The organism is Paractinoplanes rhizophilus (assembly GCF_042664765.1).
Lineage (GTDB): Bacteria > Actinomycetota > Actinomycetes > Mycobacteriales > Micromonosporaceae > Actinoplanes > Actinoplanes rhizophilus.
Genome location: NZ_JBHTBJ010000006.1, coordinates 112,573 through 134,806 on the forward strand (window position 1 = coordinate 112,573; position 22,234 = coordinate 134,806).

General features: G+C 69.7%; 20 protein-coding genes. 6 read left to right on the forward strand and 14 right to left on the reverse strand.

Going from position 1 to position 22,234, the window contains the following annotated elements; translation table 11 throughout:
- The first annotated feature begins 17 nt into the window (after positions 1-17).
- Entirely contained in the window at positions 18-617 is a 600-nt protein-coding gene (locus ACFQS1_RS11220; protein WP_378966645.1) for a TetR/AcrR family transcriptional regulator, read from the forward strand.
- Positions 618-822: 205 nt separating this feature from the next.
- On the opposite strand, the gene ACFQS1_RS11225 is transcribed toward ACFQS1_RS11220, so the two are convergent.
- From ACFQS1_RS11225 to ACFQS1_RS11240, 4 genes are all read right to left on the reverse strand, one after another.
- Complete coding sequence (locus tag ACFQS1_RS11225; protein WP_378966647.1) at positions 823-1,821, reverse strand: ATP-grasp domain-containing protein; 999 nt, start codon at positions 1,819-1,821, stop codon at positions 823-825.
- On the reverse strand, positions 1,818-2,999 hold the full coding sequence (locus ACFQS1_RS11230; RefSeq protein ID WP_378966650.1) for a flavohemoglobin expression-modulating QEGLA motif protein: 1,182 nt from the start codon (positions 2,997-2,999) through the stop codon (positions 1,818-1,820). Before ACFQS1_RS11230 ends, ACFQS1_RS11225 begins: the two co-directional genes overlap by 4 nt.
- Positions 3,000-3,163: 164 nt before the next feature.
- Complete coding sequence (locus tag ACFQS1_RS11235) at positions 3,164-3,343, reverse strand: hypothetical protein (protein WP_378966652.1); 180 nt, start codon at positions 3,341-3,343, stop codon at positions 3,164-3,166.
- Between the two features lie 550 nt (positions 3,344-3,893).
- Positions 3,894-4,715 carry an HARBI1 family protein gene (locus ACFQS1_RS11240; RefSeq protein WP_378966654.1) on the reverse strand — a complete coding sequence of 274 codons (822 nt, stop codon included), beginning with the start codon at positions 4,713-4,715 and terminating at the stop codon, positions 3,894-3,896.
- A gap of 215 nt (positions 4,716-4,930) precedes the next feature.
- Here ACFQS1_RS11240 and ACFQS1_RS11245 point away from each other — a divergent pair, with 215 nt between their 5' ends.
- Positions 4,931-5,437 carry a hypothetical protein gene (locus ACFQS1_RS11245; protein WP_378966656.1) on the forward strand — a complete coding sequence of 169 codons (507 nt, stop codon included), beginning with the start codon at positions 4,931-4,933 and terminating at the stop codon, positions 5,435-5,437.
- A gap of 98 nt (positions 5,438-5,535) precedes the next feature.
- Here the strand turns inward: ACFQS1_RS11245 and ACFQS1_RS11250 are convergent, their stop codons facing one another.
- On the reverse strand, positions 5,536-6,252 hold the full coding sequence (locus ACFQS1_RS11250) for a hypothetical protein (protein ID WP_378966658.1): 717 nt from the start codon (positions 6,250-6,252) through the stop codon (positions 5,536-5,538).
- Between the two features lie 843 nt (positions 6,253-7,095).
- Positions 7,096-9,189, reverse strand: coding sequence for a HelD family protein (locus ACFQS1_RS11255; protein ID WP_378966660.1), 2,094 nt, complete (start codon positions 9,187-9,189; stop codon positions 7,096-7,098).
- 564 nt (positions 9,190-9,753) lie between these two features.
- Between ACFQS1_RS11255 and ACFQS1_RS11260 the strand changes: the two genes are divergently transcribed.
- Both ACFQS1_RS11260 and ACFQS1_RS11265 read left to right on the forward strand, forming a co-directional pair.
- A complete protein-coding gene (locus tag ACFQS1_RS11260; RefSeq protein WP_378966662.1) occupies positions 9,754-10,620 on the forward strand; it encodes an ABC transporter permease in 867 nt (288 codons plus the stop codon).
- A gap of 668 nt (positions 10,621-11,288) precedes the next feature.
- Complete coding sequence (locus ACFQS1_RS11265; protein WP_378966664.1) at positions 11,289-11,852, forward strand: dihydrofolate reductase family protein; 564 nt, start codon at positions 11,289-11,291, stop codon at positions 11,850-11,852.
- Between the two features lie 19 nt (positions 11,853-11,871).
- Here the strand turns inward: ACFQS1_RS11265 and ACFQS1_RS11270 are convergent, their stop codons facing one another.
- Positions 11,872-12,879 (reverse strand): RNA polymerase subunit sigma-70, encoded by a 1,008-nt coding sequence (locus tag ACFQS1_RS11270; protein ID WP_378966666.1) that lies wholly within the window; start codon positions 12,877-12,879, stop codon positions 11,872-11,874.
- Between the two features lie 95 nt (positions 12,880-12,974).
- Here ACFQS1_RS11270 and ACFQS1_RS11275 point away from each other — a divergent pair, with 95 nt between their 5' ends.
- The gene (locus tag ACFQS1_RS11275) at positions 12,975-13,520 is read left to right on the forward strand and encodes a GNAT family N-acetyltransferase (protein WP_378966668.1); all 546 of its coding nucleotides are present in this window, start codon (positions 12,975-12,977) and stop codon (positions 13,518-13,520) included.
- A gap of 131 nt (positions 13,521-13,651) precedes the next feature.
- Here ACFQS1_RS11275 and ACFQS1_RS11280 read toward each other — a convergent pair whose 3' ends face one another.
- From ACFQS1_RS11280 to ACFQS1_RS11290, 3 genes are all read right to left on the reverse strand, one after another.
- Positions 13,652-14,827, reverse strand: a complete 1,176-nt coding sequence (locus ACFQS1_RS11280) for a glycoside hydrolase family 53 protein (RefSeq protein WP_378966670.1) — start codon at positions 14,825-14,827, stop codon at positions 13,652-13,654.
- Positions 14,828-14,909: 82 nt separating this feature from the next.
- Complete coding sequence (locus ACFQS1_RS11285) at positions 14,910-15,206, reverse strand: hypothetical protein (protein ID WP_378966672.1); 297 nt, start codon at positions 15,204-15,206, stop codon at positions 14,910-14,912.
- Entirely contained in the window at positions 15,197-16,885 is a 1,689-nt protein-coding gene (locus ACFQS1_RS11290; RefSeq protein WP_378966674.1) for an MDR family MFS transporter, read from the reverse strand. Before ACFQS1_RS11290 ends, ACFQS1_RS11285 begins: the two co-directional genes overlap by 10 nt.
- Positions 16,886-17,026: 141 nt before the next feature.
- On the opposite strand from ACFQS1_RS11290, the gene ACFQS1_RS11295 reads away from it, so the two are divergent.
- Positions 17,027-17,848 carry an isocitrate lyase/PEP mutase family protein gene (locus tag ACFQS1_RS11295; RefSeq protein ID WP_378966676.1) on the forward strand — a complete coding sequence of 274 codons (822 nt, stop codon included), beginning with the start codon at positions 17,027-17,029 and terminating at the stop codon, positions 17,846-17,848.
- 80 nt (positions 17,849-17,928) lie between these two features.
- Here ACFQS1_RS11295 and ACFQS1_RS11300 read toward each other — a convergent pair whose 3' ends face one another.
- Genes ACFQS1_RS11300 through ACFQS1_RS11315 form a run of 4 tightly spaced genes read right to left on the reverse strand, consistent with a single transcriptional unit; the run spans position 17,929 to position 22,179 of the window.
- Complete coding sequence (locus ACFQS1_RS11300; protein ID WP_378966678.1) at positions 17,929-18,489, reverse strand: DoxX family membrane protein; 561 nt, start codon at positions 18,487-18,489, stop codon at positions 17,929-17,931.
- Positions 18,490-18,511: 22 nt separating this feature from the next.
- Positions 18,512-19,489 (reverse strand): Acg family FMN-binding oxidoreductase, encoded by a 978-nt coding sequence (locus tag ACFQS1_RS11305; protein WP_378967040.1) that lies wholly within the window; start codon positions 19,487-19,489, stop codon positions 18,512-18,514.
- 2 nt (positions 19,490-19,491) lie between these two features.
- Positions 19,492-20,442, reverse strand: coding sequence for an Acg family FMN-binding oxidoreductase (locus ACFQS1_RS11310; RefSeq protein WP_378966680.1), 951 nt, complete (start codon positions 20,440-20,442; stop codon positions 19,492-19,494).
- A 54-nt stretch (positions 20,443-20,496) separates the two neighbouring features.
- Entirely contained in the window at positions 20,497-22,179 is a 1,683-nt protein-coding gene (locus ACFQS1_RS11315; RefSeq protein ID WP_378966682.1) for a GAF domain-containing sensor histidine kinase, read from the reverse strand.
- Positions 22,180-22,234: the final 55 nt, after the last annotated feature.

The following is a 22,234-nucleotide window of genomic DNA, read 5'->3' on the forward strand; positions in this document are numbered from 1 at the left end:
TGTGCAACGATGGTGTCGTGGCCGCCGAGTCCTCCCGTAAACGCTCGATGAACGAGACACGCGAGCGCATCCTCGACGTTGCCCTTGATGTGCTCGGCGAGGACCCCGACGCTGGAATGGGTGACGTCGCCGCCGCTGCGGGCGTCGTCCGCCGTACGGTCTATGGCCACTTCCCCACGCGGCTCGACCTGCTTCGAACGCTTACGGAACGGGCGGTCGGCGAGATGACAGCTTTGCTGGCCGAGGTCAATGCCTCGGCCGGAGCAGCGGACGCGATGTGGGCGAAATTCGTTGCCCGCGTCTGGCCGGTGACGCACCGGTACCGAGCGCTGCTGGCGCTGCGTCGTGGAGAGTACAGCGACACGATCCACGGGCTGCTCGGGCCGGTCGATGAGCTCCTCGCCGACCTCGTGAACCGGGGCCAGGCCAGCGGCGTATTCGCGCGGCACCTTCCGGCCAGGCTCCTCAGCCAGCTCGCCTACGGCGCCGTGTTCGCCATCGCGGACAACAACCTGCCGACCGGAACCCTCGGCCCCCGAGCAGCGACGATCACGAGCCTGCTGATGCTGGGAGTTCCCGAGACACACGCCGTCGTCCTTGCGGACAGCCTGCCCTGACCAGCGCCACTCGAGACCCGCGGGTCCGATGAGGCCCGGCCCACCAGCGCGGCCAGTGAGCTGAGCGAGGTGGCCGAGCGAGCGTCGGCGGAATTGCTGCGGGACGTCCCACACGCCGACGACGTCTCGTCGGCACTGTTGAATGTGCTCAGGTCCTCACCATGACCGCCTCCAGCCCGCTGGAGAGGGATATCCCCGCCTGGATTTAGGGCTTCGAGCCGACGCGGCGCTCCAGGGCTTTGATGACAGTGTCACAGATGTCCATCTCGTACAGCCGTTCGACGCTCTGCAATCCGCCGGGACTCTCCGCGTTGATCTCGACCACTTTCCCGCCGATTACGTCGATGCCGACGAAGAACATGCCGTCGGCCACGAGCTTCTCGCTCATCGCGGCGATGACGCCGCGTTCCACGTCCCCGATCTCCAGCGGAACCGAGTGGCCGCCCTTGCTGATGTTGGCCCGCAGGTCGTTGCCCGTGGGCACCCGCCGGAAGGCGGCGGCCTTACCGTCCTGTTCGAGGAGCTTGCCCTCGAGCAGGAAGATTCGGGCGTCGCCGTCCTCGCCGCCGGGCACGAACTCCTGAGCGAGGGCGTAGCCGTCCTGCAGCACGGCCTCGATGATCTGCGTGAGGTTCTGTTCGGTCTCGTCTGCGACCATGAACACGTTCCGGCCCTTGGCCCCGTACAGCGGCTTGACCACGCAGCGGCCGGCCGCCGCGACGAATCGCTCGATCGCCGCGGGGTCGCGGGTCACGAGCGATCGCGGCCGGATTTGCTCGGGAAACTCTTCGAGATAGAGCTTGCTCGTGGCGCGGATGAGGGACATCGGGTCGTTGACCACGGTCACGCCGCGGGCCTTGAGCATCTGGCCGAAGACTGCGCCCAGCGGGCTCGCCCACGGCCGCTGCTGAAGATCGTCGATTGATTCGTTGCGCAGGAACAGCGCGTCGAGGTGGTCCATGATGAGGCGTTCGGCGTCGCGTTCCTTGGTGGCTTTCAGAAAACTCTCGAGGGTGTCGCCTTCTTCGAACACCGCGGCGTGGGCGCGGGCGACGAGCTGTCCGTCGCTCTCGCCGAGTTCGACGTCGCCGACCCCGACGTACCAGACCTCGTGGCCGCTGCGGCTCGCTGCCCGCGCCAGCCGCGTGGTGGCGTACTCATCGATTTCGGTGGCTACGTCGCGGACGAAAAATGCGAGCCTCATCGTGCCGTTTCTCCTTCGTAGAGGTCCATGACCGACGTGCCCGCACGCAGTCTGTCGAAGCGCTCGCGGGCGCCGGGTGCGTCCAGCCAGCGTGGCCGCACCCAAGGTGCCCGGAGTACCCCGCGATCGAGTAGGTCCTGGATCAGCGGAACATGGTCGAGCGCGAGCTTGCCCACCAGGAGCGCGTCGAGGCTGATGCCTTCCGCGAAAGCCTCGAGCAGGCGGCTGACGCCACGCAGGTAGATCGCGTCCTTGACCGAACCGCCGGCGACGACGACCCGGATGGCGATGATCCACGCGGTCTTCCGAGGTATCCGATACTGCGCCTGCAACGCCTCGAAGATGTCCAGGAAGCCGGCGCCGTCAAGCATCCTGCCGACGGCTACCACCCTGGCTGCGAGCACGCGGAGCCGTCGCGGGTCCAAGCCTCCGGTGAGGTATTCAGCGAGGACCGCGAGGCCTTCTTGGGTTTCGTCGTAGCCGGGCAAACCGATCGTCAGCAGCTTCAAGGGTTGCCGGGCGCCGTTCTGGTAGGTGACGACATGGGTGCCGACTTCGTGCTGCAGCAGGGGCGCGACGCGATCGGCCCGGAATGTCGCGGCCTCGGGGATCAGCAGGTGGCCGAACGACACCATCAGTTCGGAGACGTCGTCGCGGATGTCGATGTGCACGGGGAATTCCGGATACACGGCGCGGTAGCGGAGCATCTCCGCGCGCGCCGCTTCGGCGAAGGCCCCCGCGGTGACGCTGGGTGCGGTGGGCGACTGAGCGGGGATGATCGCGAGCAGTTCCTCCGCGGCGGACACAAGCGCCGGGCTGACCCCGCCGTAGAGCTGCAGCGACCCCTGCACGAACCGGGACGTGTCGCGGTCCTCCAAGGCCGTGATCTGTCGTGCTATCTCGTCCCGCTTGGTACGCAGAAGCGTATGCAGTGCAGGGTCCTCGACCTTCTCGATCTCGAGGTTGTACAGGTCCCGGCGCACCAGGTCGGGCTCGAATTCCAGCGGCCGCAGGCGCAGCGTGGGCACGGCGCTGAAGTCGCTTCGCTCGAAGTCGGCCCAGGCGCTCGCCGCGTTGACCGGCGTGAGGTTGAGGAGCAGGTCCACGCGGCGTTCAATCTCGGCGAGGCGGACGTCGATGTCCAAGGCAGGCTGGAGCAGCTGCGTCGTGGAGTTCACAGTGGGAGCACATGCCCATTAGCGCCCCCGGCCAACCGCGTACGCCGGCTTGTAACGCCGAGATGGCCGCAGCGACGGCGGGATGCCCGCTGAGTTCGGCAGCGTCAAAAGTTGTGAGGACCAATACCCAGTTGGGATGAGACAAACACTCAAGAACTCACCAACTACCGCATACCCGACATCGACATGCTCGGCTCGCAGTGGGCGTGCGTGCCGAGCAGGCGATGTTGCGTCCGGTGCTCGCGCCGCAGGATGCGCGGCGGCTCGCCGGTGCAGGGCCGGCGGCCGTGGACCAGCCGGCGGGCTACCGATGAGAACGTGATCCCGCGGCGCCTGGTGGTCATGGGGCGATGGCTCCATGGGTCGAGATGGCAATCGCCCGGCAGGGGCTCCGGGGTCGTCGGTCACCCCGGTCAGCCGCACGGCGTCCCTCCTGCCGCGGATGAGCCGTTCGCCAGCACCTCAGAACCGGCCAACGTCCTCCACGCAATCGTGGCGGCTCAGCCCGACCCAGCAACAACAACCAGCTGGCGGCATCAAACGGCGCCGCATTAGCTCATCGGAACGGCAGCGATTGCTTCTGGGGATATTCCGTTATTCGGTTGTCAGCTGGCAGCTACCCGTGTTGGATTCTCTGGGTGGATTGGGTTGAAGGCTTTTACTCACGGACCGGCACTTGGTGGGGTGGGGCCGAGGCGCGGATCAGCGAACGGGATCATCGGCGGGTGGCCCTCCTCCATGAGCATGCTGGCGCCCACCCCAAGCGGGTGCTCGAACTGGGATCCGGCTACGGAACCACGGCCGTGGTAATGGCGCAGGCCGGTCATTCGGTGACCGCGATCGAGATCAGTGAGCCATTCCGAGTAACGGTCGTTTGACTGTTTGTAGCGGTCTTTAGGTGGTCCGGGCGTGGTCGAGGTGCAGGACGACCAGGGCTGCGGCGACGATGTCGCCGATGCGCCAGGGGTCCAGGCTGATGTTGCGCAGGGCTTTGTAGGTGGTCTTGAGCAGGCTGTTGCCGCGTTCGCCGACGGCGCGTAGCCGGTTGTGGGCGCGGTTGAAGGTTTGCTGCCGGTCGGTGAGGTCGCTGTTCTTCGGTTTCTTGAAGGCGACGACCACGGTGTCGGCTTCGCCTTCGTAGCCCAGATCGGTCAGGGTGCGTAGCTCACCGCGGGTGGCGGCGAGGGTATCGAGCATGCCGGGATGTGCGCGCAGGCAGGTGGTGTCGTGTTCCCGGCCCGGCCGTACCGGTGAGGTCCACAATGGCCAGCCGTCCGGGGCGCACACGACCTGGATGTTCCCGCCGTGGTTTTTGTGCTTGGCCGACCACCACAGGTCCACTCCGGGGGTCGGGCCGGGGGTCGAGACCCGGTCGGTCTCGATCAGGGTGCCATCCAGCAGGACGTAGTCGTAGCCGGCGGCTTTCGCGGCCAGTAGCGCGCCGTGCAGGCCCGGGGCCTGGGCGGCCAGGACCGCGGTGGTCTCGTGCAGCCGGTCGTAGCCGGTGGACATGCTGATGTTGTTGTCGGCGACCAGTTGCCGGATCCGAGTGCCGTCCAGCAGCCAGCGCAGGAAGAAGACGGCCTGCTGCTGGCAGGTCAGTGCCCGCCGCCCGGACCGGGTGTTGCGGCGTAGCCGCTCGGCGTACAGCAGTGCTGCGACGCGCAGCACGGTCTCGTCGCGTACAGGCAGGGCAGCGGCATAGGTGATACTCATAGCTGGCGCGGGACTCCGGCTGACGTGTTCTGTGAGAAGTCCGCTTCATATCGGAGTTCCGCGCCCTTATGCCTCCTCCGGGCAGGTACGGGCGTTTCCTACACGTTCTGGACAGTCACCGACGGCACACGGAGCCTTACCCGGAATGGCTCAGTGATCGTGTCAACTTTGCCGCCGATTTCGCCAAGGACGTCGGCCCAGGAGCCTTGACCGTCTTGAAGGACGACTTCTATGCGGTGCGTCTGGAGGGGCAGTTCGATGCTGTTTGCTACTGGAACGGTTTCGGAGTCGGCTCTGACGCGGACCAGCGCAGGCTGCTCGACAAGCTCGCCACGCACTGGCTACGACCTGGCGGTGTCGCCTTGATCGATGTCTTCAATCCCTTCGTCTGGGCTCGGTGGGACGGCGACGCGGAACACAAACTGGCGGACCCCGAGCATGGATATGAACACGAATTGTTCGAGCATACGGTCTTCGACCCCCTGACATGCACGGCCATCGACACATGGTGGGAGGCTGGCAACCCGGACGACAAGATCAGCCAAATTCTGCGGTGCTACACACCCGCGGACCTTGAGCTCCTGATCGCCGGTACCGGGTTGCAACTCACCGCCATCACGGTCGGGGATCGGACTGTCCCACTGACCCGACAGCCGGGGTGGAGCCAGCTGTTGCGCGAGCGCCACGAGTACCTCGCCGTACTTCATCACGTGCCCCGTTAGCGCACTTGACGGCAACGAAATGGCGTCGCGCCCAAGCGGTGAAACCGTTAACTCTTTGCCCCTGATCGTGGGCGCTGGTCAGCGCCGAGCAGTCGACGCTATTCATAGCTGTCCGACCAGTCGCCCGGCAACGTCTGCCGGACCGTGGCGAGCCCGTCCGGCGATGCTGCTCCTGCCCACAACCAGGTCCCAGGGTGCTCGAGCAGGATTGCTCCGGCCTTCTCGAACCACCTCACCGGCCCGCCGCTCGGCCACCACCAGGCCGGATAATCCGGCAGCGGGAGTCGCCGGAGCCGCTGCTCCATCATTGCGATGGTGTCATCCTCCAGCTGACAGTTGATCCCGTACGGTGCGCCACCGGCAATCCACTCGGACAGCACCATCTCCACGCAGGCGAGGGAGAATCGTTCGAGGAAGGGATGCCAGTCCGACGCGCCGCTGTACGAGACGGGCGGGTCGGGTTCGTCCACCGCCGATAGCGGGACGCCCCACTTCGTGCAGCCTTGGGCTTCCACCCGAAAGACGAGCATCCGGCCGGTGTCGTCGATCTTGAGCTGGTGCGGAGTCAGCAGGTCATCCTGGCCTCTGGTCAGGTCAGAACGTTTGCCCATCAGCCCGTATGCCGCGCGCATGGACGCCGGCAACGGGAAGCCAAGCCGTTGCTCGGCCTCCCGCAACTGCGCATCGTCGTAGCCGTCGCTGCCGACGATGGGCCTCGCGTAGTTGGCAGCGAACAGGCGGATGAAGCGCCACGCACCGGCGGCGTCAGGCAAACCCGGGGCAAGCTCCGCGTGGAGATCGAACTGGGTATCCACAACCACACACCGTAGCCGGGGCGTCCCACAGTTCTTAACTCGCATCCGCAACCGGATCTGCCGCGATAAGTGCGCGGAGCCTGTGACCTGTTGCGGGCACGCGGCTAGGTTCAGATCGGCCGGCCGCCGTCGTCCGCGTAGCCGGCCGCGGCCCGCCCTTCCTGCGTTCTGCACCGTGGTCAGCACCTTCGCCTGGGGGTGCGGTAAGGGAGCAGGTCGTGTGCTAAACGTGGAGGGCCCGAATCGCGGCTCTGAGGGTGGCTAGAGCCCGCCGCTGAGCTGCGCAAACATGAGCGAGGTGCAGGTCCTTCACGATGCCGGACACATCCCAAACCTGCTCCCCGCGCGGTCGTCTGGCGATAGTTGTTGACCTGCCGATTTAGGTGTTTCGGGTCGTCTAGGGATGGATGGTGCACGGGCGGCTGGTGCCAGTAGCTAGATCGTCCGTTGCGCTGGCGTCCGGTGAAGGTGACGCATCGGTTGCCGCCGAGATCCAATGCACTCTCATGGCCGAAGACAGGGCGGGGCTCGACGTCCCGAAACGAACATATTGCCGGAGAGTGATCGTATTCTCGTTCAAGGCGGCTGGCCGCCGCACTCATGCTTTCTCCGAGGATGGAGAACGGCCGGTCGAGATCCGGCTCCATCTGCTTGACGAGCCCGTCGACGAGTTCGGTGATCGACCCGGCGTGCGGCTCGAAACGGCGGTTTTGCCGGCCCGGTACGGCGTCGCCGCGACTTCGACGTCCGGCGCGAGTGACGGGGCGGTCGGGACAGAGAACGAAACGGAACCGCCGGCGTATATCCAACGGCTCCGCTTCACCGAGCTGGCCGTCGAACGAACTATGCGAGCACCAGCTGTCCTAGTTCTTGGGTGCAGCGGGTGAGCGCGACGTAGAGGCCGTTTAAGCCGCGTGGTTCGGCGGTGATGCCCTCGGGGTCGACGAGGAGTGTCGCGTCCCATTCCAGGCCCTTGGACTGGGCCGCGGACAGCACCGGTACGTCGTCATTCAGCGCGGCCTGCAGTTCGGCGATACGGTCGGCCGGGGCGATCACGCCGACCGTGCCGCCATGCCACCGTTCGCGCAGCTGGCGTACGGCGTCGGCGGCTGCGTTGCCGAGCTCGGCAGGCGTAACGGTGCACGTCCAGGGGGAGATCCCGGAGGCGCGTACGGCCCGTGGCGGCGCGTTGTGGCTGCCGGCTTGCCGCAGGACTGGTTCGGTGAGCTCCATGACTTCACGCGGCGTCCGGTAGCAGATGGTCAGTTCGGCAGGGGTCCAGCGGTCGCCGAGAACGGCCTGCACGGCTTGGGCCCAGCTGGTGTGCCGGTGCGCCGCCTCCGCTTGGTCGATGTCGCCGACCGCGGTGATGGAGCGGCTGGGGCAACGCCGTACGACCATGTGCCACTGCATCTCGGAAAGCTCTTGCGCCTCGTCGACGGCGACGTGGCCGTACACCCAGCCGCGCCGCCGGCGGGCGTGGTCGGCGGCGAACTCGCCCTGTTGTTGCGGGGCGTCGCTGTCGCCGAGCAGGTCGGCGACGGCGTCGAGCAGGGGGATGTCGCTCGATGCCCACGGTGCCGGCTCGGCCACGACGGCGGCGATCTCCTCCAGGGACAGCTGCGGGGCGAACCGGGTCAGCCGGTCACCGTCGGTCAGGAAGTCGCTCAGCAGGGCCTCCGCGTCGAGGGTCGGCCACCAGGTCTCGACGAACCGGGCGATGGCCGCGTTCTCCGCGATGCGCTGGCGAAGGTTATCCACCTCCTCGTCGGAGAACAGCCCGTCGACGTCGCTGCCGGCGGCGGCACCGGGGTCGTAGTGCATGCTCCGGTCGATGCGGGCCAGGATGTCTTCGAAGCCCTCCTCCATCTCGTTCATCAGCGCCTCGCGCTGATCGACGACGGCTTCGGCCAGGATGTGGTGCAGCTGCTCGGCGAACGCCTTGCGGGCCTGGTGGTACGGCCGTCCGTGCACCGCGGCGAGCACCTGTGCCACCGTCGCGGCGGGGATGACGTGCAGCTCGTCCTCCCAGCGCAGTTTGAGGTCGCGGGCTCGGGGGAGCAGCGACGCGACGTAATGCTCGAGTGCGGGTTGCCAGAGGGCGCGGCCCTTGATCTCGGCGAGGGTCCGGCTCTCGTCGCGGCCTACGCTGATGCCGGGCAGCAGGGTGTCGCAGGTCGCCGCGACGACAGCTGTCTCGCCGAGCGCGGGCAGCACCTGGCCGATGTAGTCGAGGAACCGCGGGGAGGGGCCGAGGACCAGGACCGCCTGCTCGGCGATCGTCGGGTGGGCGAACAGCAGGTAGGCGACGCGGTGCAGGGCCACCACGGTCTTGCCGGTGCCGGGACCGCCCTGAACGATCAGCGGGCCGCTCGCCTCGGCCCGGATGATGTCGTCCTGTTCGCGTTGCAGCGTGGAGATCGCCGTGGACATGCGGCCGGTGCGCCGCTGGTCCAGCGCGAACAGGAGGGCACCCTCGCCGACGAGATCCGTCGTGACGGTCCCGTCGAGCGGCTCGTCGTCCACCCCGACGACGACTGAACCTGTCGTGCGGATGTGCCGGCGCCGGGCCAGACCTTGAGGGTCGACGGCCGTGGCGGTGTAGAACGGCCGGGCCGCGGGAGCGCGCCAGTCCACCAGTAGCGGCTCGCCACTCTCGTCGTCGTCGCGGAGGCCGACCCGGCCAACGCGCCGCACGGTGCCGTCGAGGCCGTCGAGGCGGCCGAAGACCAGGCCCTCGGTTGCCCGGCGTAGCTCCTCGTAGTGCTGGCGCAGCACGCGCAGCCGCGCCCGCTCCAACGCGTCCAGAGCTTCCACCGAGAGCTCGGCCCGTAGGTGGTCGGCAAGCTTGTCGCGCCGGGCCGCGGCCTGGTCGAGAAACTCCTGTTCCTCGGCAACCGCGGCAGTGCCGATGTCCAGAGCAGAATTCCAACGCATTGAGAATCCTCGTATCGGGATCGGATCATAGGTAGTCCGGTGGCCAGCATAGGGACGTTTTTTGTTTGTCGCCCCCGTAGCGCTGTCGGCGGAGACAAGGGTCTCATTGGCTTGCCGTCCGGGCCCCCTTGTGGCCTCGCCCAATGGCGCTCAACTGCCTGCTGGACGGTGGGTTTACTGAGCGGCAACTCTCCAATCGAGCGGCCGTTGTAGCGGGTCGAGAACTATGCATTTAATCGCTATTTACGGCGACCCAACATCAAAGGAAATTCTCGTGAGCGGCGGTGTTTCGCTGCCTTTCCGAGGGCGGGCTTCGTCCGCAGCGGCTTCACCGTCGACTGGCGGTGGCACCCGCGCCAGCCGCTAGTCCGTTGTGGATGGCAGATCGGCGACCTCGATCTCGACCCAGACCTCGCGCGTCTGGGCCGAGACCTCGATCGCGCCGGGGTCGGGCGGGGTAGCGTGTGCAGCGGCCGGCGGGCCAGGGTCCTGTGCGTTCGTGCTTCCATCACGGTGACGCCTATACGAACGACGGCTACCCTGTTCACCACGAAGGAGACCCCCTTGTCTGAGACCGGCGTCATCCATGACATCGGGTACCAGCGGTACTCCGGTCCCCGGCTGGGCCGCGTCGCGATGCAGCAGGCCCTCTTCGTGCACGGGTTGCGCGCCGCCTTCGGGATCGGCCGCTCCGCCAAGGCGAAGACCTTCCCCTGGCTCGTGGCCGGCATCATGCTGCTGGTCGCCGTCATCGTGGCGGCTTCCCGCTCGATCACCGGCGAGGTGTTCTTCACCTACTTCCAGTACGCCGACCAGATGAGCTTGCTGATCGTCTTCTTCGCGGCGATCGTCGCGCCGCAGCTTGTCTCCCGGGACTTGCGGGCCGGGGTGCTGCCGCTCTACTTCAGCCGTCCGTTGCGGGCGGCCGACTACGTGATCGCCAAGTTCGCCGCCATGATGGCCGCGATCTGGCTGCTGCTCGGCGTGCCGCAGTTCATCATGTTCCTCGGCGCCGCGTTCACCACCAAGACCGGCGTCAGCGGGGTGTTCGACGAGCTCGGGGATTTGTTGCCCGGTTGGGCCTACAGCTTGCTGTGGGCGGTGATGTTCGCCGGTATCAGCCTGCTGATCGCGTCGCTCACCGGAAAGCAGGCGTTCGCCGCCGGTGGCATCGTGGCGGTCTTCATGATGACGGTCCCGGTCGTCGGCGTGCTCGCCTCGCTGCCGAGCACCACCGCCAACAGCCTGTCCGGGCTGGCCAGCCCGACCTTTCTGATCGCAGGCGTCGGCGAGTGGCTGATCGGCAGGGAGAGCCAGCTCGACGTAGGCGTGGGCAAGTTCGGCCAGATCTACGGCATCGAGGCGGCGTGCCTGGTCGCCGCGAGCTTCCTGCTCCTGCTCGCCCGTTACCGGAAGGTGGCCTCGCTGTGACCACCCAGACTCTCGCGCGCGCGGACACGCCCGGGAGCCGGCGCAGGTCGTCGGCCAAGGTGCCGGACTCGATCGCGTCCTGGGCAGTCTGGTCGCGGGTCGTGATCTCGTAGGAGGCGGTCACTCGCGCGCCGACCATGTCTGTGAGCTCGAATCGGAGGCGCAGGTCCAGCTCGCTGCCGGTGTGGTATTCGGCCGCCGCCACGCCTGGTTCGGCTCGCAGGCGCGCCTCCAGTGTTTGATAGTCGGCCCCGTCCGCGGTCTCGTCGATCGCCACTACGATCGACACCGGCCGCTCGTGCGGCCAGAACGCCTGGTAGGCGGCGAATCCGAGGACGAGCACCGTGAGGGCGACGCTCAGATTGCGCGGCCGGCGGCGGAATCTCTCGAGACCGTCCTGGGCCAGCGTCCGCCGTACTTGTTCGGGGTAGCTGCCCAGTTCGGCGTCGATGCGGGCCGGGGTTGCCTCGTCGAGGGTCACCGCGGGTGTCTGGGCTGGGCGGCGCTCGAGCATCTCGGCGCGCCGCCCGGTGGGTGGGAGGCGAACAGCTCATCGGACGCGTCGCCATCAGAGCGACGCCTACCTGCGAACGCAAATCGCGCACCGATGAGGTTTCCGCGTTGTACACGTCTGTAGGGGTGAGATCGACCTACGGGAGGCTGGCACGATGCGGAAACTGATCTTCGCGATGAACCTGAGCCTGGACGGCTACGTCGCCGCGCCCGGCGACGACCTCGGCTGGAGCGTGCCGAGCGACGAGCTGTTCCAATGGTGGTCCGACCGGGTGGGGACGACCAGCCTTTCGCTGTACGGGCGCAGGCTGTGGGAGACGATGAGCTCCCACTGGCCGACCGCCGACCGGCGGCCCGGCGCCACACCGGCCCAGATCGAGTTCGCCCGCCGCTGGCGCGACATGCCGAAGGTGGTGTTCTCCTCGACGATCAGCACGGTCGAATGGAACGCCCGCCTGGTCACCGGCGACGCGGTCGCCGAGATCGCCCGGCTCAGGGCCCAGGACGGCGAGCCGATGGACATCGTCGGCGCCACACTTGCGGCAGCGGCCATGCGGGCCGGCCTGATCGACGAGTACGTGCTGGCCACCGCGCCGGTCTTGCTGGGCGGCGGCAAGCCGTTCTTCACGGCCCTGGACAGCTGGGTGAACCTGAACCTGGTGGAGACGCGGACGTTTTCCGGCGGCATAGTGCTGACCCGGTACGAGACGAGGCGATGAGCCCGCGGCCGGGACGACATCACAGCGTCGGTGGCAGGTCCAGCCATGGTTTGTCGGCGGCGTCGAAACCGGTCAGCTCGGCGATCTTCCCGTCGACGATGTGCAGGGCCGCGACGGCGAACAGCCGGTACTCGGGGTCGCCGGGGGTGCGGACGTACAGCACGGCGGCAGGCATGCGGTTGACCGTGGTGGCGATGCCGCGCCAGTCGTCGTGACCGGGCTGGAAGAGCCCGCCGGAGAGCCAGCCGTCCACCGCGTCCTTGGCCGTCGTGGTGACGGTGCCCGGATCGGGCAGCATCGCGAAGCGCAGGTCGTCGCGCAGCAGGGACGCCAGCGCGTCGAGGTCGTTGCGCTCGTGGGTCTCGATGTAGGACCGCACCGCGCCGCGCTCGTCCTCCGACAACTCGTGGGTGGCGGGGCTTCGCCAGTCGAGGCGACGGCCGGGCAGCTGCTCGCGCATGGTCACGCGGGCCCGCTGCAGCGCGCTGGTCACCGACGCGACGGTCAGCCCGAGGGCGTCGGCGGCCTCCGACGCCGGCCAGCCGAGGATGTCGCGCAGGATGAGCACCGCCCGCTGCCGCGGCGGCAGGTGCTGGACGGCGACGATGAACGCCAGCTCGATCGTCTCCCGCGCCACCACCGATTCCTGCGGGTCCGCGGGGAGCATCCGGTCGGGGTACGGCTGCAGGTACGGAACCTCGGAGTCGGGGTCCGGCAGCTCGGACGGTACGGGTGTGCGGTCGTTGCGCTTCCTCAGCAAGTCGAGGCAGGCGTTCGTCGCGATCCGGTACAGCCACGTCCGCAGGGCCGCGTGGCCCCGGAACGACTCCCGTTTGTTCCACGCTCGCAGGAAAGTTTCCTGCGTCATGTCCTGGGCGTCCTCGTAGTTCGCGAGCATCCGGTAGCAGTGCACCTGCAGCTCACGCCGGTGGCGCTCGGTCAGCAGCGCGAACCGCGCGGCATCGTCCGCGCGGACCGCCGCGATGAACGCGGCCTGGTCGGCGCCGAGCGGTCGGGCGTCGGTCATGTCGTCAATCCTTCCACCGGTACGAGAGGGCCACCGGAACTGACGACGTGGCGGCAAATTTCTGATCGGGTGCGCTGTGATGCTACGAAGAAGACGTGCCCGACCCGACAGATTCTGGTGCCGCCGGTTTTCTCGAGACTCCGCGGCTGCTGTTGCGCCGTTGGCAAGACGCGGACCTGGACGGGCTGGCCGCGGTCAACGCGCAGCCCGAGGTGATGCGCTACATCCATGACGGCCGCCCGCTGGACCGGGACGCGACCGCGGAGCGGCTGGCCGCCTATCGGCGGCACTGGGACGAGCACGGCTTCGGCCTGTACGCGGTGGAGGTCAAGGAGACCGGCGGGCTGGCCGGGTTCACCGGGCTGGCGGTGCCGGCCTTCCTGCCCGAGATCATGCCGGCGGTGGAGATCGGCTGGCGGCTCGGCCGCGGGCACTGGGGGCGGGGCCTGGCCACCGAGGCGGCCCGCGCGGTGATCGCCCACACTCGCGCCGGGCTCGGCTTGCGGCGGCTGGTCAGCGTCCATGTCGTCGGCAACGACGCGTCGGCGCGGGTGATGGTCAAGCTGGGCATGTCGCTGGAGCGGGAGACGGTGCAGCCGGACACCGGCCGCCAGGTCCGGGTGTACGCGATGGACCTGTGAGGGTGCTGACCGCGCGCGGCCGGGCCGGCTCGTGGTACCGGGGGGCCGGCGAAAGTTTCCGCTGGCGTTGACGGGCCGCCTGCTCCGGACGCCGGCGAAAGTTTCCGCCGGCGTTGAGGTCACCGCGCCGGTCAGGGGCGACGATAGGACCGGATCGACGGCAGCGCCCGGCCGGTGAAGTCGAACTGGGTCAGGTTGTCGTTGGAGGCCTCGGCGCCGGGCTGCCAGCCGACGCCCGGGACCCACTCGGGCTCCCAGGCCATGAAGCCCAGGCCGTTGCCGTCCGGCACCTGCGCCAGCACGTCGCGCACGGCCTCGTAGAACGCGGCCTGGCCGGCCGGCGTGACCGGGAAGCGGTCCACATCGGGCAGGTACGCGTCGGGCCCGACGATGTTGCCGCGCCCGTCGCCGTCCTCGAAGGTCCACGGGTACGACACCTCGGCCAGCAGCACGGGCTTGCCGTAGCGGGTGACCGAGTCGTTCAGGTTGGCCCGCAGCTCGGCCATCGAGCCGTGCCACATCGGGTAATACGACTGGCCGATGACGTCGAACGGGACGCCCCACTCGACCATCTTGTCGAAGAACCACCGGGTGTCGCCCATCCGGCCGCCCTTGTCGATGTGCAGCATCGTCCGGAGGCGGTGGCCGCCGCAGCCCTCGAGCGCGCCCTCGGTGCCGGCCTTGAGCAGGCCGGTGAAGGCCGCCCACTGCTGGCTGCCGTCCGGCAGGTAGAGCTGCCCGACCGGCCACAGGATCCCGTTGGTCACCTCGTTGCCGATCTGGATGAGGTCGACCGGCGTGCCTTGGGCGGCGAAAGCCCGTACCAGAGAACGGGTGTAGCTTTTGATCTTGGTGGTGAGACCGGCCAGATCGGCGGGCCAGCTCGCCGGGATGGGCTGCTTGCTGGGATCGGCCCAGAAATCGCAGTAGTGCGGATCGAGCAGAATCTTCATGCCCGCCTTGCGGGCCCGCCGGGCCAGGGCGAGCGCGCGGGCCTTGTCGCTGTAGCCGGGCGGCGGATCGATCCAGACGCGCAAACGCATGTAGTTGGCGCCCTCGTGGGCGAGGATCTGCTCGGCGGGGCGCACGCGTCCGGCCAGGTCACGGTAGCGGACGCCGGCCTCCTCCAGCTGCGGGAGGAAGGACAGATCGGCGCCCCGGATGCTGAGGGCGGTCTTCGATCGCGGCGCCGCGGGGGCCGGGGAAGCCGTCTTCGGCGTCGCGTTGGCCGGGGAGGGGACCAGGGTGGCCAGGGCCATGCCGCCGGCTCCGGCGAGGAAACCGCGGCGGCTGAGCGCGGACGACATCGATGACCTCCCATGGGTACGCTGCGCGCTCACGGTGCGCCGCGCCCCGGCCGGATGTCAAGGTGGCCCCGGCCGGCCGGTCTCACCCCCGGGAGATCGGACGGGGGTTCGGGCGTCCGCCGACGGCGCGTCCCACGACGAGCGCCGTGCCGGCCAGCGCGCCCGCCCACACGGTGACATAGACCGGCCCGGCCATCCGGCTCTCCTCGGGCAGCGGGAGCAACTCCAGGTTGGCCACCGCCCCGAGCGGGACGATCAGCCAGGCCGGCACGGTCCGCCGGGCCAGCGTGCGCACCGCGCCGAGCAGCGGCACGCTGTTGGCGAATCCCGCGCCGGCGCCGAGCGCCAAGCCGGCGGCCATCCCCCGTATCACTCGCACGGGCACACGCTAGCCTCCACTGCGGACTGCTGCTCCGCCGCCCGCGCCGACAGCCCGGACTGGGTGCGCAGCGGCAGCTCCGGCAGGAACAGGAAGATCACCAGGCCCAGCACCAGCACCCCGGCCGCGATCAGGAAGATCATGTCCATCGAGTTCGAGAAGCCCACCTTGAACGGGTACGCCAGCACCGCGTCCACGTGGCTCAGGAACGACGTGTCGTTGAGCGCCGACGAGCTCAGCCCGCCGCGCAGCACCGCGATGATGCCTCTGTTGGCCGGGTCGCTCGCGACCGCCGGGTTCGCCAGCGCCTGCTGCAGGCTGGGCCCCGCAGCCCGCAGGGCCGACGCGATGTTCGTCCCGACCGTGGAAAACAGAACGGAAAGGAACACCGCTGTGCCGGCCGTCGCGCCCATCTGACGGAAGAAAGTTGCCGACGATGTGGCCACCCCGATCTCCCGGGGGGACATCGCGTTCTGCACGGCGAGCGTGATCGGTTGCAGGATCAAACCCAGACCCAGACCGAGTACGGCCATGAAAGCGCCCGTGCGCCAGAAGGGTGTCGCGGCCCCGACGGTGTGCAGCAGCGCGAAACCCACGGCCGCGAAGATGCTGCCCAGGATCGGGAAAACTTTGTAACGCCCGGTCTTGCTGATCAACTGGCCGGAGATGACCGAGCCGATCATCAGCCCGGCGGTCAGCGGCAGCAGTTGCAGGCCCGATTCGGTGGGCGTGGCTCCCCGTACGATCTGCAGGTAGAGCGGCAGGACCGCGAGCCCGCCGAACATGCCGATGCCCACCAGGAAGCCGCCGACGGCGGTGAGGCCGAACGTGCGGTTGCGGAAGAATCGCAGCGGGATCAGCGCGTCCTCCTTCATCGCGCGCTCCGCGGCGACGAAGAGCACCAGGCCGAGTACGCCCACCGCGTAGCACCCGATCGCCCGGCCCGAGCCCCAGCCCCAGATCCGGCCCTGTTCCGCCACGGTCAGCAGCGGCACCAGGGCGACGCAGAGGAACAGCGCGCCCCACCAGTCGATCCGGTGCGCGCGCCGTTCCTGGTCGACGTGCAGCACTTTCGCCACCACGATCAGCGCCACGATGCCGATCGGCACGTTCACCAGGAACACCCAGCGCCAGCCGGTGATGCCGAGGATGCTGCCCGCCCCGGCGAAGAAGCCGCCGATCACCGGCCCGAGCACACTGGACGTGCCGAAGACCGCGAGAAAGTATCCCTGGTAACGGGCCCGCTCCCGGGGCGGCACGATGTCCCCGATGATCGCCAGCGCCAGCGAGAAGAGGCCGCCCGCGCCCAGCCCCTGGAACGCGCGGAACGCGGCCAGCTGGTACATCGACATCGCGAACGAGCTGGCCGCCGAGCCGATCACGAAGAGCGCGATCGCGAGCAGGAAGAACTTCTTGCGCCCGTAGATGTCGGAAAGTTTCCCGTACAGCGGCGTCGAGATGGTCGCGGTGATCAGGTACGCCGTGGTGACCCAGGCCTGCGCGCTGAGCCCGTGCAGGTCGTCGCCGATCGTGCGGATGGCCGACGCCACGATCGTCTGATCGAGCGCGGCGAGGAAGAGGCCGAGCAGCAGGCCACCGAGGACCTGTAAGACCTGGCGGTGGGTGAGTGGGCTGCCCGGCGGCGTGGCCGGGGCGGCGGCTTCGGTGATGGCGCTCATACGATTCGCTCCCTGGGTGGGCTCCTTGCCGGGGCCTCTACCCAGGGCAACCCGCGCGCAGTGGGTTCCATGGCGCAGCTAACCTGCGACGTCGGTCACGACCGCCGGTGCGGACGGCCCGGAAGCGCCGATGATGGGGCGATGAGCTTCAGCGGGAATTCAGGCGACGACCGGGCGGCCGCCCTCCTCGCCCTGCACGCGGGTCCCGGCTTCGTCATCCCGAACGCCTGGGACGCCGGGTCGGCGCGGATCCTCGAGCAGGCCGGCTTCCCGGCCATCGCCACGACCAGCGCCGGCATCGCGTGGTCCTGCGGAGTCCCGGACGGGGGAGCGCTGGACCGCGAGACGATGCTCGGCCACATCGGTCGCATCGTGGCCGCGGTGGGCGTGCCGGTGACCGCGGACCTCGAATCGGGATACGGCGACACCCCGGCGGACGTCGCCCGCACCGTGACCCGGGCGATGGAGCTCGGCGTCGTCGGCGGCAATATCGAGGACGCCGGCCGCGACGGGCTGTTCGGCGTCGAGGAGGCCGTCGACCGCCTGGCGGCCGTCCGGGCCGTGGCGCCCCGGGGCGCCTTCGTGCTGAACGCCCGCACCGACACCTACTTGGCCGGCGCGAGCGATGACCCGTTCGCCGAGACCGTGGCGCGGGCGGCCCGGTACATCGAAGCCGGGGCGGACTGCGTGTTCGTGCCCGGCGTCGTCGGCGCGGACACGATCGGGCGGCTGGCCGCGGCCATCCCGGCGCCGCTCAACATGGTCGCCGGGCTGACGAACATGATCGACGCTCGCACGCTCTTCGGGCTGGGTGTCAAGCGCGTCAGCCTGGGCGGCAGTCTCGCCCGGGCCGTGCTGAGCACGCTGGAACGCGCCGGCCGGGAGCTGCTCGGTCCCGGCACTCTCAGCTTCCTCGACGGCGCGATCGGGTACGCCGACATGCAGCGGCGCTTCGGCCCCTGACCGGCTGGTGCGGACCGCACGCCGGAACCACGAATGCCCTGCCGGGCCAGGGCCGGCAGGGCATGTGCGGGGCGGGGCGGTCAGATCAGCCAGCGGTTCTTCTGCACCAGCGGGATCCTGGCCCAGAGGCGGCCGAGGCCCCAGGTGTGCCCGGCGTAGGTGAGCGCGAGGGTGATCGCGCCGATCGCGTAGATGACGTGGTAGTCGATCAGCGGGTTGGACGAGCCCTGGGCGAGCGGCCACTCGGCCAGCCACATCAGGGCCATCATCGCGGTGGCGGCGACGGCGGCGACCCGCAGGCCGATGCCGAGGATCAGGGCGAGGCCGATGCCGAGCAGGCCGAGCATGAAGCCCCAGTTGGCCAGCGGGGTGCCGGCGATGTCGTGGAAGAAGCCCTGCAGCGGGCCGACGTCGACGCTGGCGAGGAAGCCCTTGGTGGGCGAGCCGCCGTTGATCCAGGCCTTGGCGGCCGGGGTGGCGTAGCCGAAGCCGAAGGTCTTGTCGAGGAAGGCCCACAGGAAAACCAGGCCGGTCGAGATGCGCAGCACGGCGAGGGCCTTGGCCGCGCGGGTGGTCAGCATGGCGCCGGGGGCCTCGACCTGCTCGAGGTGGGCCGCGGTGCTCCGGCCGGTGATCGTCATGGCTTCCTCCTTGGTCCATTTCTTACATCTCTGACTCTCCTCCGTCCGGCGGCTCGGCAACCGGGCCGTTGCTCCCGATCATCACGGGACCTAAGTCCCGGCGTGGGGTGGGGTGGCCCGGGGTGCCGAAGCCGAAGCGCACCACGATCTGCGGGAATCCGTTGCGGCCGAGGGCCCGGCGCAGCTGGTCGCGGGCGGCCGGCACCTCGATCGGCTGGCTGATCATGGAAGTGTCCAGGCCGGACGCGGTCGCGGTGAGCAGCACCTTCTGCAGCGCCTGGCCGGCGACGGTCTGGTCGATCGGCAGGTCGCCGGCGGAGCCGAGGATGCCGACCAGCGGCTCCGGCTCGTAGTCCCGGCCGGGAGCCCGGCGGCGGTCGTTGAAGAGGCGCTGCGGCAGCAGATCCTGCGGTTCGGCCAGGGGCGCGCCCGCGCTGACCGGGACGGCGTCCCGCCAGGCGGCCAGGGCCTGCTGGTACTCGGCGTCCCGGCGCAGCACCCGGTCGGCGCTCTGCGCGATCTCGGCGAAGCCGCTCAGCGCGGTCGTGCCTACCAGCAGATCGAGCCAGCCGCCCTCGTCCCGGGCGGCGGCGATGAGCCGTACGCGTACGTCCGCCGGCACCGGATCGGGCCAGAACGGACCGCGGTTGCTGTACCGCCGCGGGACAGCCTCGAAAAGCTCCTGCTCGGCGTAGGTCGGTGGCCGCTCGCCCGCCATCTCCAGGCGCGCGATCACGCCGGGCGCGGGATGCAGCCGCACCGACGCCGGACGCCCGGCGGCGGCGAGGGCCAGCCGGGCGTTGTAGGTGGCCGCGCCGCACGCGATCCGGGTGGCCCAGCCGCCGTGGTCGGCCGCGGGCAGGCTGCGTGCCGGGTCCGCGAGGATCTCGATGCCGCCGTCGCGCAGCCGGAACAGCCACGGCTGGCTGTTGTGCAGCGACGGCGCCCGCACGCCCGCCGAGGCCGCCCGGTGCAGGTCCGCTGCCTCGTACCCGGGCATGGTCACTCGATGATGGTGATCACGTCGCGTGGGTCGCGGCGCGGGGTCGGCGGCGGGGGCGGCGCGTCGGGCAGGTAGCCGAGGCGGACCACCAGGTAGGGCTCGCCGAGGCCGGCGATCAGGTCGCGGACCAGGTGCCGGGGCCACTCGACCTCGATGGCGTCGCTGATCACCGAGGTGGCCAGCCCGTCGGCGGTGGCGCGCAGCAGCAGCGCGGAGAGCGCCTCGCCGCCGCGCAACACGGCCTCGGGCTCGTCGGTCTGGCCGAACAGCACGAGGTATGCGGTGCCCTCGTCGTGCGCTTCGCCGGAGGGCTGGGCGGCCGTGCCGGAGGGGTCGAAGTCGCGCAGCGGGACCCGGCGCAGGTCCTGCTGGACGCCGGTCGCGGGCGGCACGCCGTCGCCGGTGAACGAGGGCCGGCTGGTCCAGCGGGCCAGCTCGGCCTGGTAGGCCGCGTCGTCGCGCTCCGCCAGGCCCGCGGACTCGGTGCTGATGGCCAGCTCGGTCACCTGGTCGGCGCGTACCAGGTGCAGGTAGGCGCCCTCGGCCTCGACGAGCCGGCGCAGCCGGGTCAGCTCCTCGTCGGCGACGGGCCGCTTGCCGAACGAGCGCCGGTCGCTGTGCCGGCGGGGGATCGCCTCGGCCAGGTCGGTCGCGGCGGGCGCCGCGGTGCCCTCGATCCGGACGGTCGCGAGCGACCCGGTCAACGGGTCGAAGTGGCGCGTGACCGACACCGCGTAGCCGGCCGCCGCGAGGGCGACGCGCGCGTGGTGCAACGCCGCGCCGCAGCTGAGCAACAGGAGCTTGCCCGACTTGTCGACGACCTCGAGGTGTCGCGCCGAGTCGGCGAAGAGCTCCATGGTGTCCCCGGTGATCCGCCACGACCACGGCTGGGTGTTGAAGACCGAGGGCGCGTGCTGGGCCGCCCGGGCGGCTTCTTCGAGCGCTGTCATAAGGCAAACCATGACGTACGCGGGTGGCGGGCGTTCAGGGCCGAAGGTCCCGAATCAGACGGTTATCGGGGCCCGCCAGGTCACCACCGTGCCCCGGCCGGCCGGGCCGGGCGCGATCTCGAAGGCGCCGCCGAGGTCGTGGGCGCGCTCGCTCATGTTGGCGATGCCGCCGCGTGCCCCCGAGGCGTCCGAGCCGACCCCGTCGTCCTCGACCCGCAGCACGACCTCCTGCCCGCTCGCCCGCACCGACACCCGCACCCGGCTGGCTTGCGCGTGCCGGGCCACGTTCGACAATGCCTCCCGCAGCACGGCCATCAGCTCGGGCACGACGTCGTCGGGGATCGCGCTGTCCACCGGCCCGATCGTGTCGAGGACCGGCCGGAAGCCGAGCGTGGTTGTGGCGGCCTCGACGGTCTCGTGCAGCTCCGAGCGCAGCGACGGGCCCACCGGCGTCCGCAGCTCGAAGATCGACCGCCGGATGTCGCGGATCGTCGCGTCGAGGTCGTCGACCGCCGCGTTGATCCGCTTGACCGCCTCGGATCGCGCCGCGTGCGGCACCGCGCCCTGCAGCTGCATGCCGGTCGCGAACAGCCGCTGGATGACCACGTCGTGCAGGTCGCGGGCGATCCGCTCGCGGTCCTCCAGCACCGCGAACTGCTCCCGCTGCTCCTGCGCCTGCGCCCGCTCGAGGGCGAGCGCCGCCTGACCCGCGAACGTGGAGAGCAGCACCGCCTCCTCGTCGTCGGGCACCCGGTCGGCGGGCTGGCTGACGATCAGCATGCCGCGCAGGGCCTCGGCGGCGGTCAGCGGCGCGGCCAGGGCCGGCCCGTCCGGCACCGGGGCGGGCCACTCGGTCACCGCGGACAGGCTCTCCACGACCTTGTACTTCTCCTGGCCGAGCTCGACGTCGGCGGGCACCCGCCGCCCGGCCATCGTCTCGGCGCCGTCGGCCACCTCGATCGTGTAGCAGCCGTGCTCCTCGTCGTGCAGCAGCACCATGACCAGCTCGGCGCCGGACACCTCGCGGGCCCGTCGGGCGATCAGCCGCAGCGCCTCGTTGCGGTGCGCCGTGCTCACCAGCACCGCGGTGATCTCGGCGGTGGCGGCCAGCCAGCGTTCCCGGCGCCGGGCGAGGGCGTAGAGCCGGGCGTTGTCGATGGCGACGCCGGCCGCGCCGGCCAGGGCCACCACGATCTCCTCGTCGTCCTCGCTGAACTCGGGAGCCCCCTGCTTCTCGGCCAGGTAGAGGTTGCCGAAGATCTGGTCGCGGATGCGCACCGGGACGCCCAGGAAGCTGTGCATCGGCGGATGGTGCGGGGGAAACCCGTACGATTGCGGATGTTTTCGAATGTCCGGCAGCCGCACCGGGCGCGGATCGGTGATCAGGAGCCCGAGCACGCCGCGGCCGTGCGGCAGGTCACCGATCTTGGCGTGGGTCGCGGGGTCGATGCCGTGGGTGATGAAGTCGGCCAGCTCGGTGCGGTCGGCGCCGATCACGCCGAGCGCGCCGTATTTCGCGTCGGCCAGCGCACACGCCGACTCCACGATGCGCTGCAGGGTGCTGCGCAGGTCGAGGTCGGCGCCGATGCCGACGACCGCGTCGAGCAGCGCGCGCAGCCGTTCCCGGCTGGCCATCACCTCGCCGACCCGGTCGAGCATCTCCTGCAGCAGCTCGTCGAGCCGCACCCGCGACAGCGGTCCGAGCCCCAGCGACGGCGGTTCCGCACGCTCCGACATAGCGCCAGGCTAACGGCCAGGGACCTTTGTCCCTAGGTGTCGCGCGCCACGACGC

Bases quoted from the DNA above. Each gene is read 5' to 3' on its own strand.
- ACFQS1_RS11240 (WP_378966654.1), bottom strand. From the start codon at position 4,715: ATGAGTATCACCTATGCCGCTGCCCTGCCTGTACGCGACGAGACCGTG.
- ACFQS1_RS11300 (WP_378966678.1), bottom strand. From the start codon at position 18,489: ATGACGATCACCGGCCGGAGCACCGCGGCCCACCTCGAGCAGGTCGAG.
- ACFQS1_RS11270 (WP_378966666.1), bottom strand. From the start codon at position 12,879: ATGACCGACGCCCGACCGCTCGGCGCCGACCAGGCCGCGTTCATCGCG.
- ACFQS1_RS11295 (WP_378966676.1), top strand. From the start codon at position 17,027: ATGAGCTTCAGCGGGAATTCAGGCGACGACCGGGCGGCCGCCCTCCTC.
- ACFQS1_RS11310 (WP_378966680.1), bottom strand. From the start codon at position 20,442: ATGACAGCGCTCGAAGAAGCCGCCCGGGCGGCCCAGCACGCGCCCTCG.
- ACFQS1_RS11255 (WP_378966660.1), bottom strand. From the start codon at position 9,189: ATGCGTTGGAATTCTGCTCTGGACATCGGCACTGCCGCGGTTGCCGAG.
- ACFQS1_RS11235 (WP_378966652.1), bottom strand. From the start codon at position 3,343: ATGACCACCAGGCGCCGCGGGATCACGTTCTCATCGGTAGCCCGCCGG.
- ACFQS1_RS11305 (WP_378967040.1), bottom strand. From the start codon at position 19,489: ATGCCCGGGTACGAGGCAGCGGACCTGCACCGGGCGGCCTCGGCGGGC.
- ACFQS1_RS11225 (WP_378966647.1), bottom strand. From the start codon at position 1,821: ATGAGGCTCGCATTTTTCGTCCGCGACGTAGCCACCGAAATCGATGAG.
- ACFQS1_RS11315 (WP_378966682.1), bottom strand. From the start codon at position 22,179: ATGTCGGAGCGTGCGGAACCGCCGTCGCTGGGGCTCGGACCGCTGTCG.
- ACFQS1_RS11265 (WP_378966664.1), top strand. From the start codon at position 11,289: ATGCGGAAACTGATCTTCGCGATGAACCTGAGCCTGGACGGCTACGTC.
- ACFQS1_RS11280 (WP_378966670.1), bottom strand. From the start codon at position 14,827: ATGTCGTCCGCGCTCAGCCGCCGCGGTTTCCTCGCCGGAGCCGGCGGC.
- ACFQS1_RS11290 (WP_378966674.1), bottom strand. From the start codon at position 16,885: ATGAGCGCCATCACCGAAGCCGCCGCCCCGGCCACGCCGCCGGGCAGC.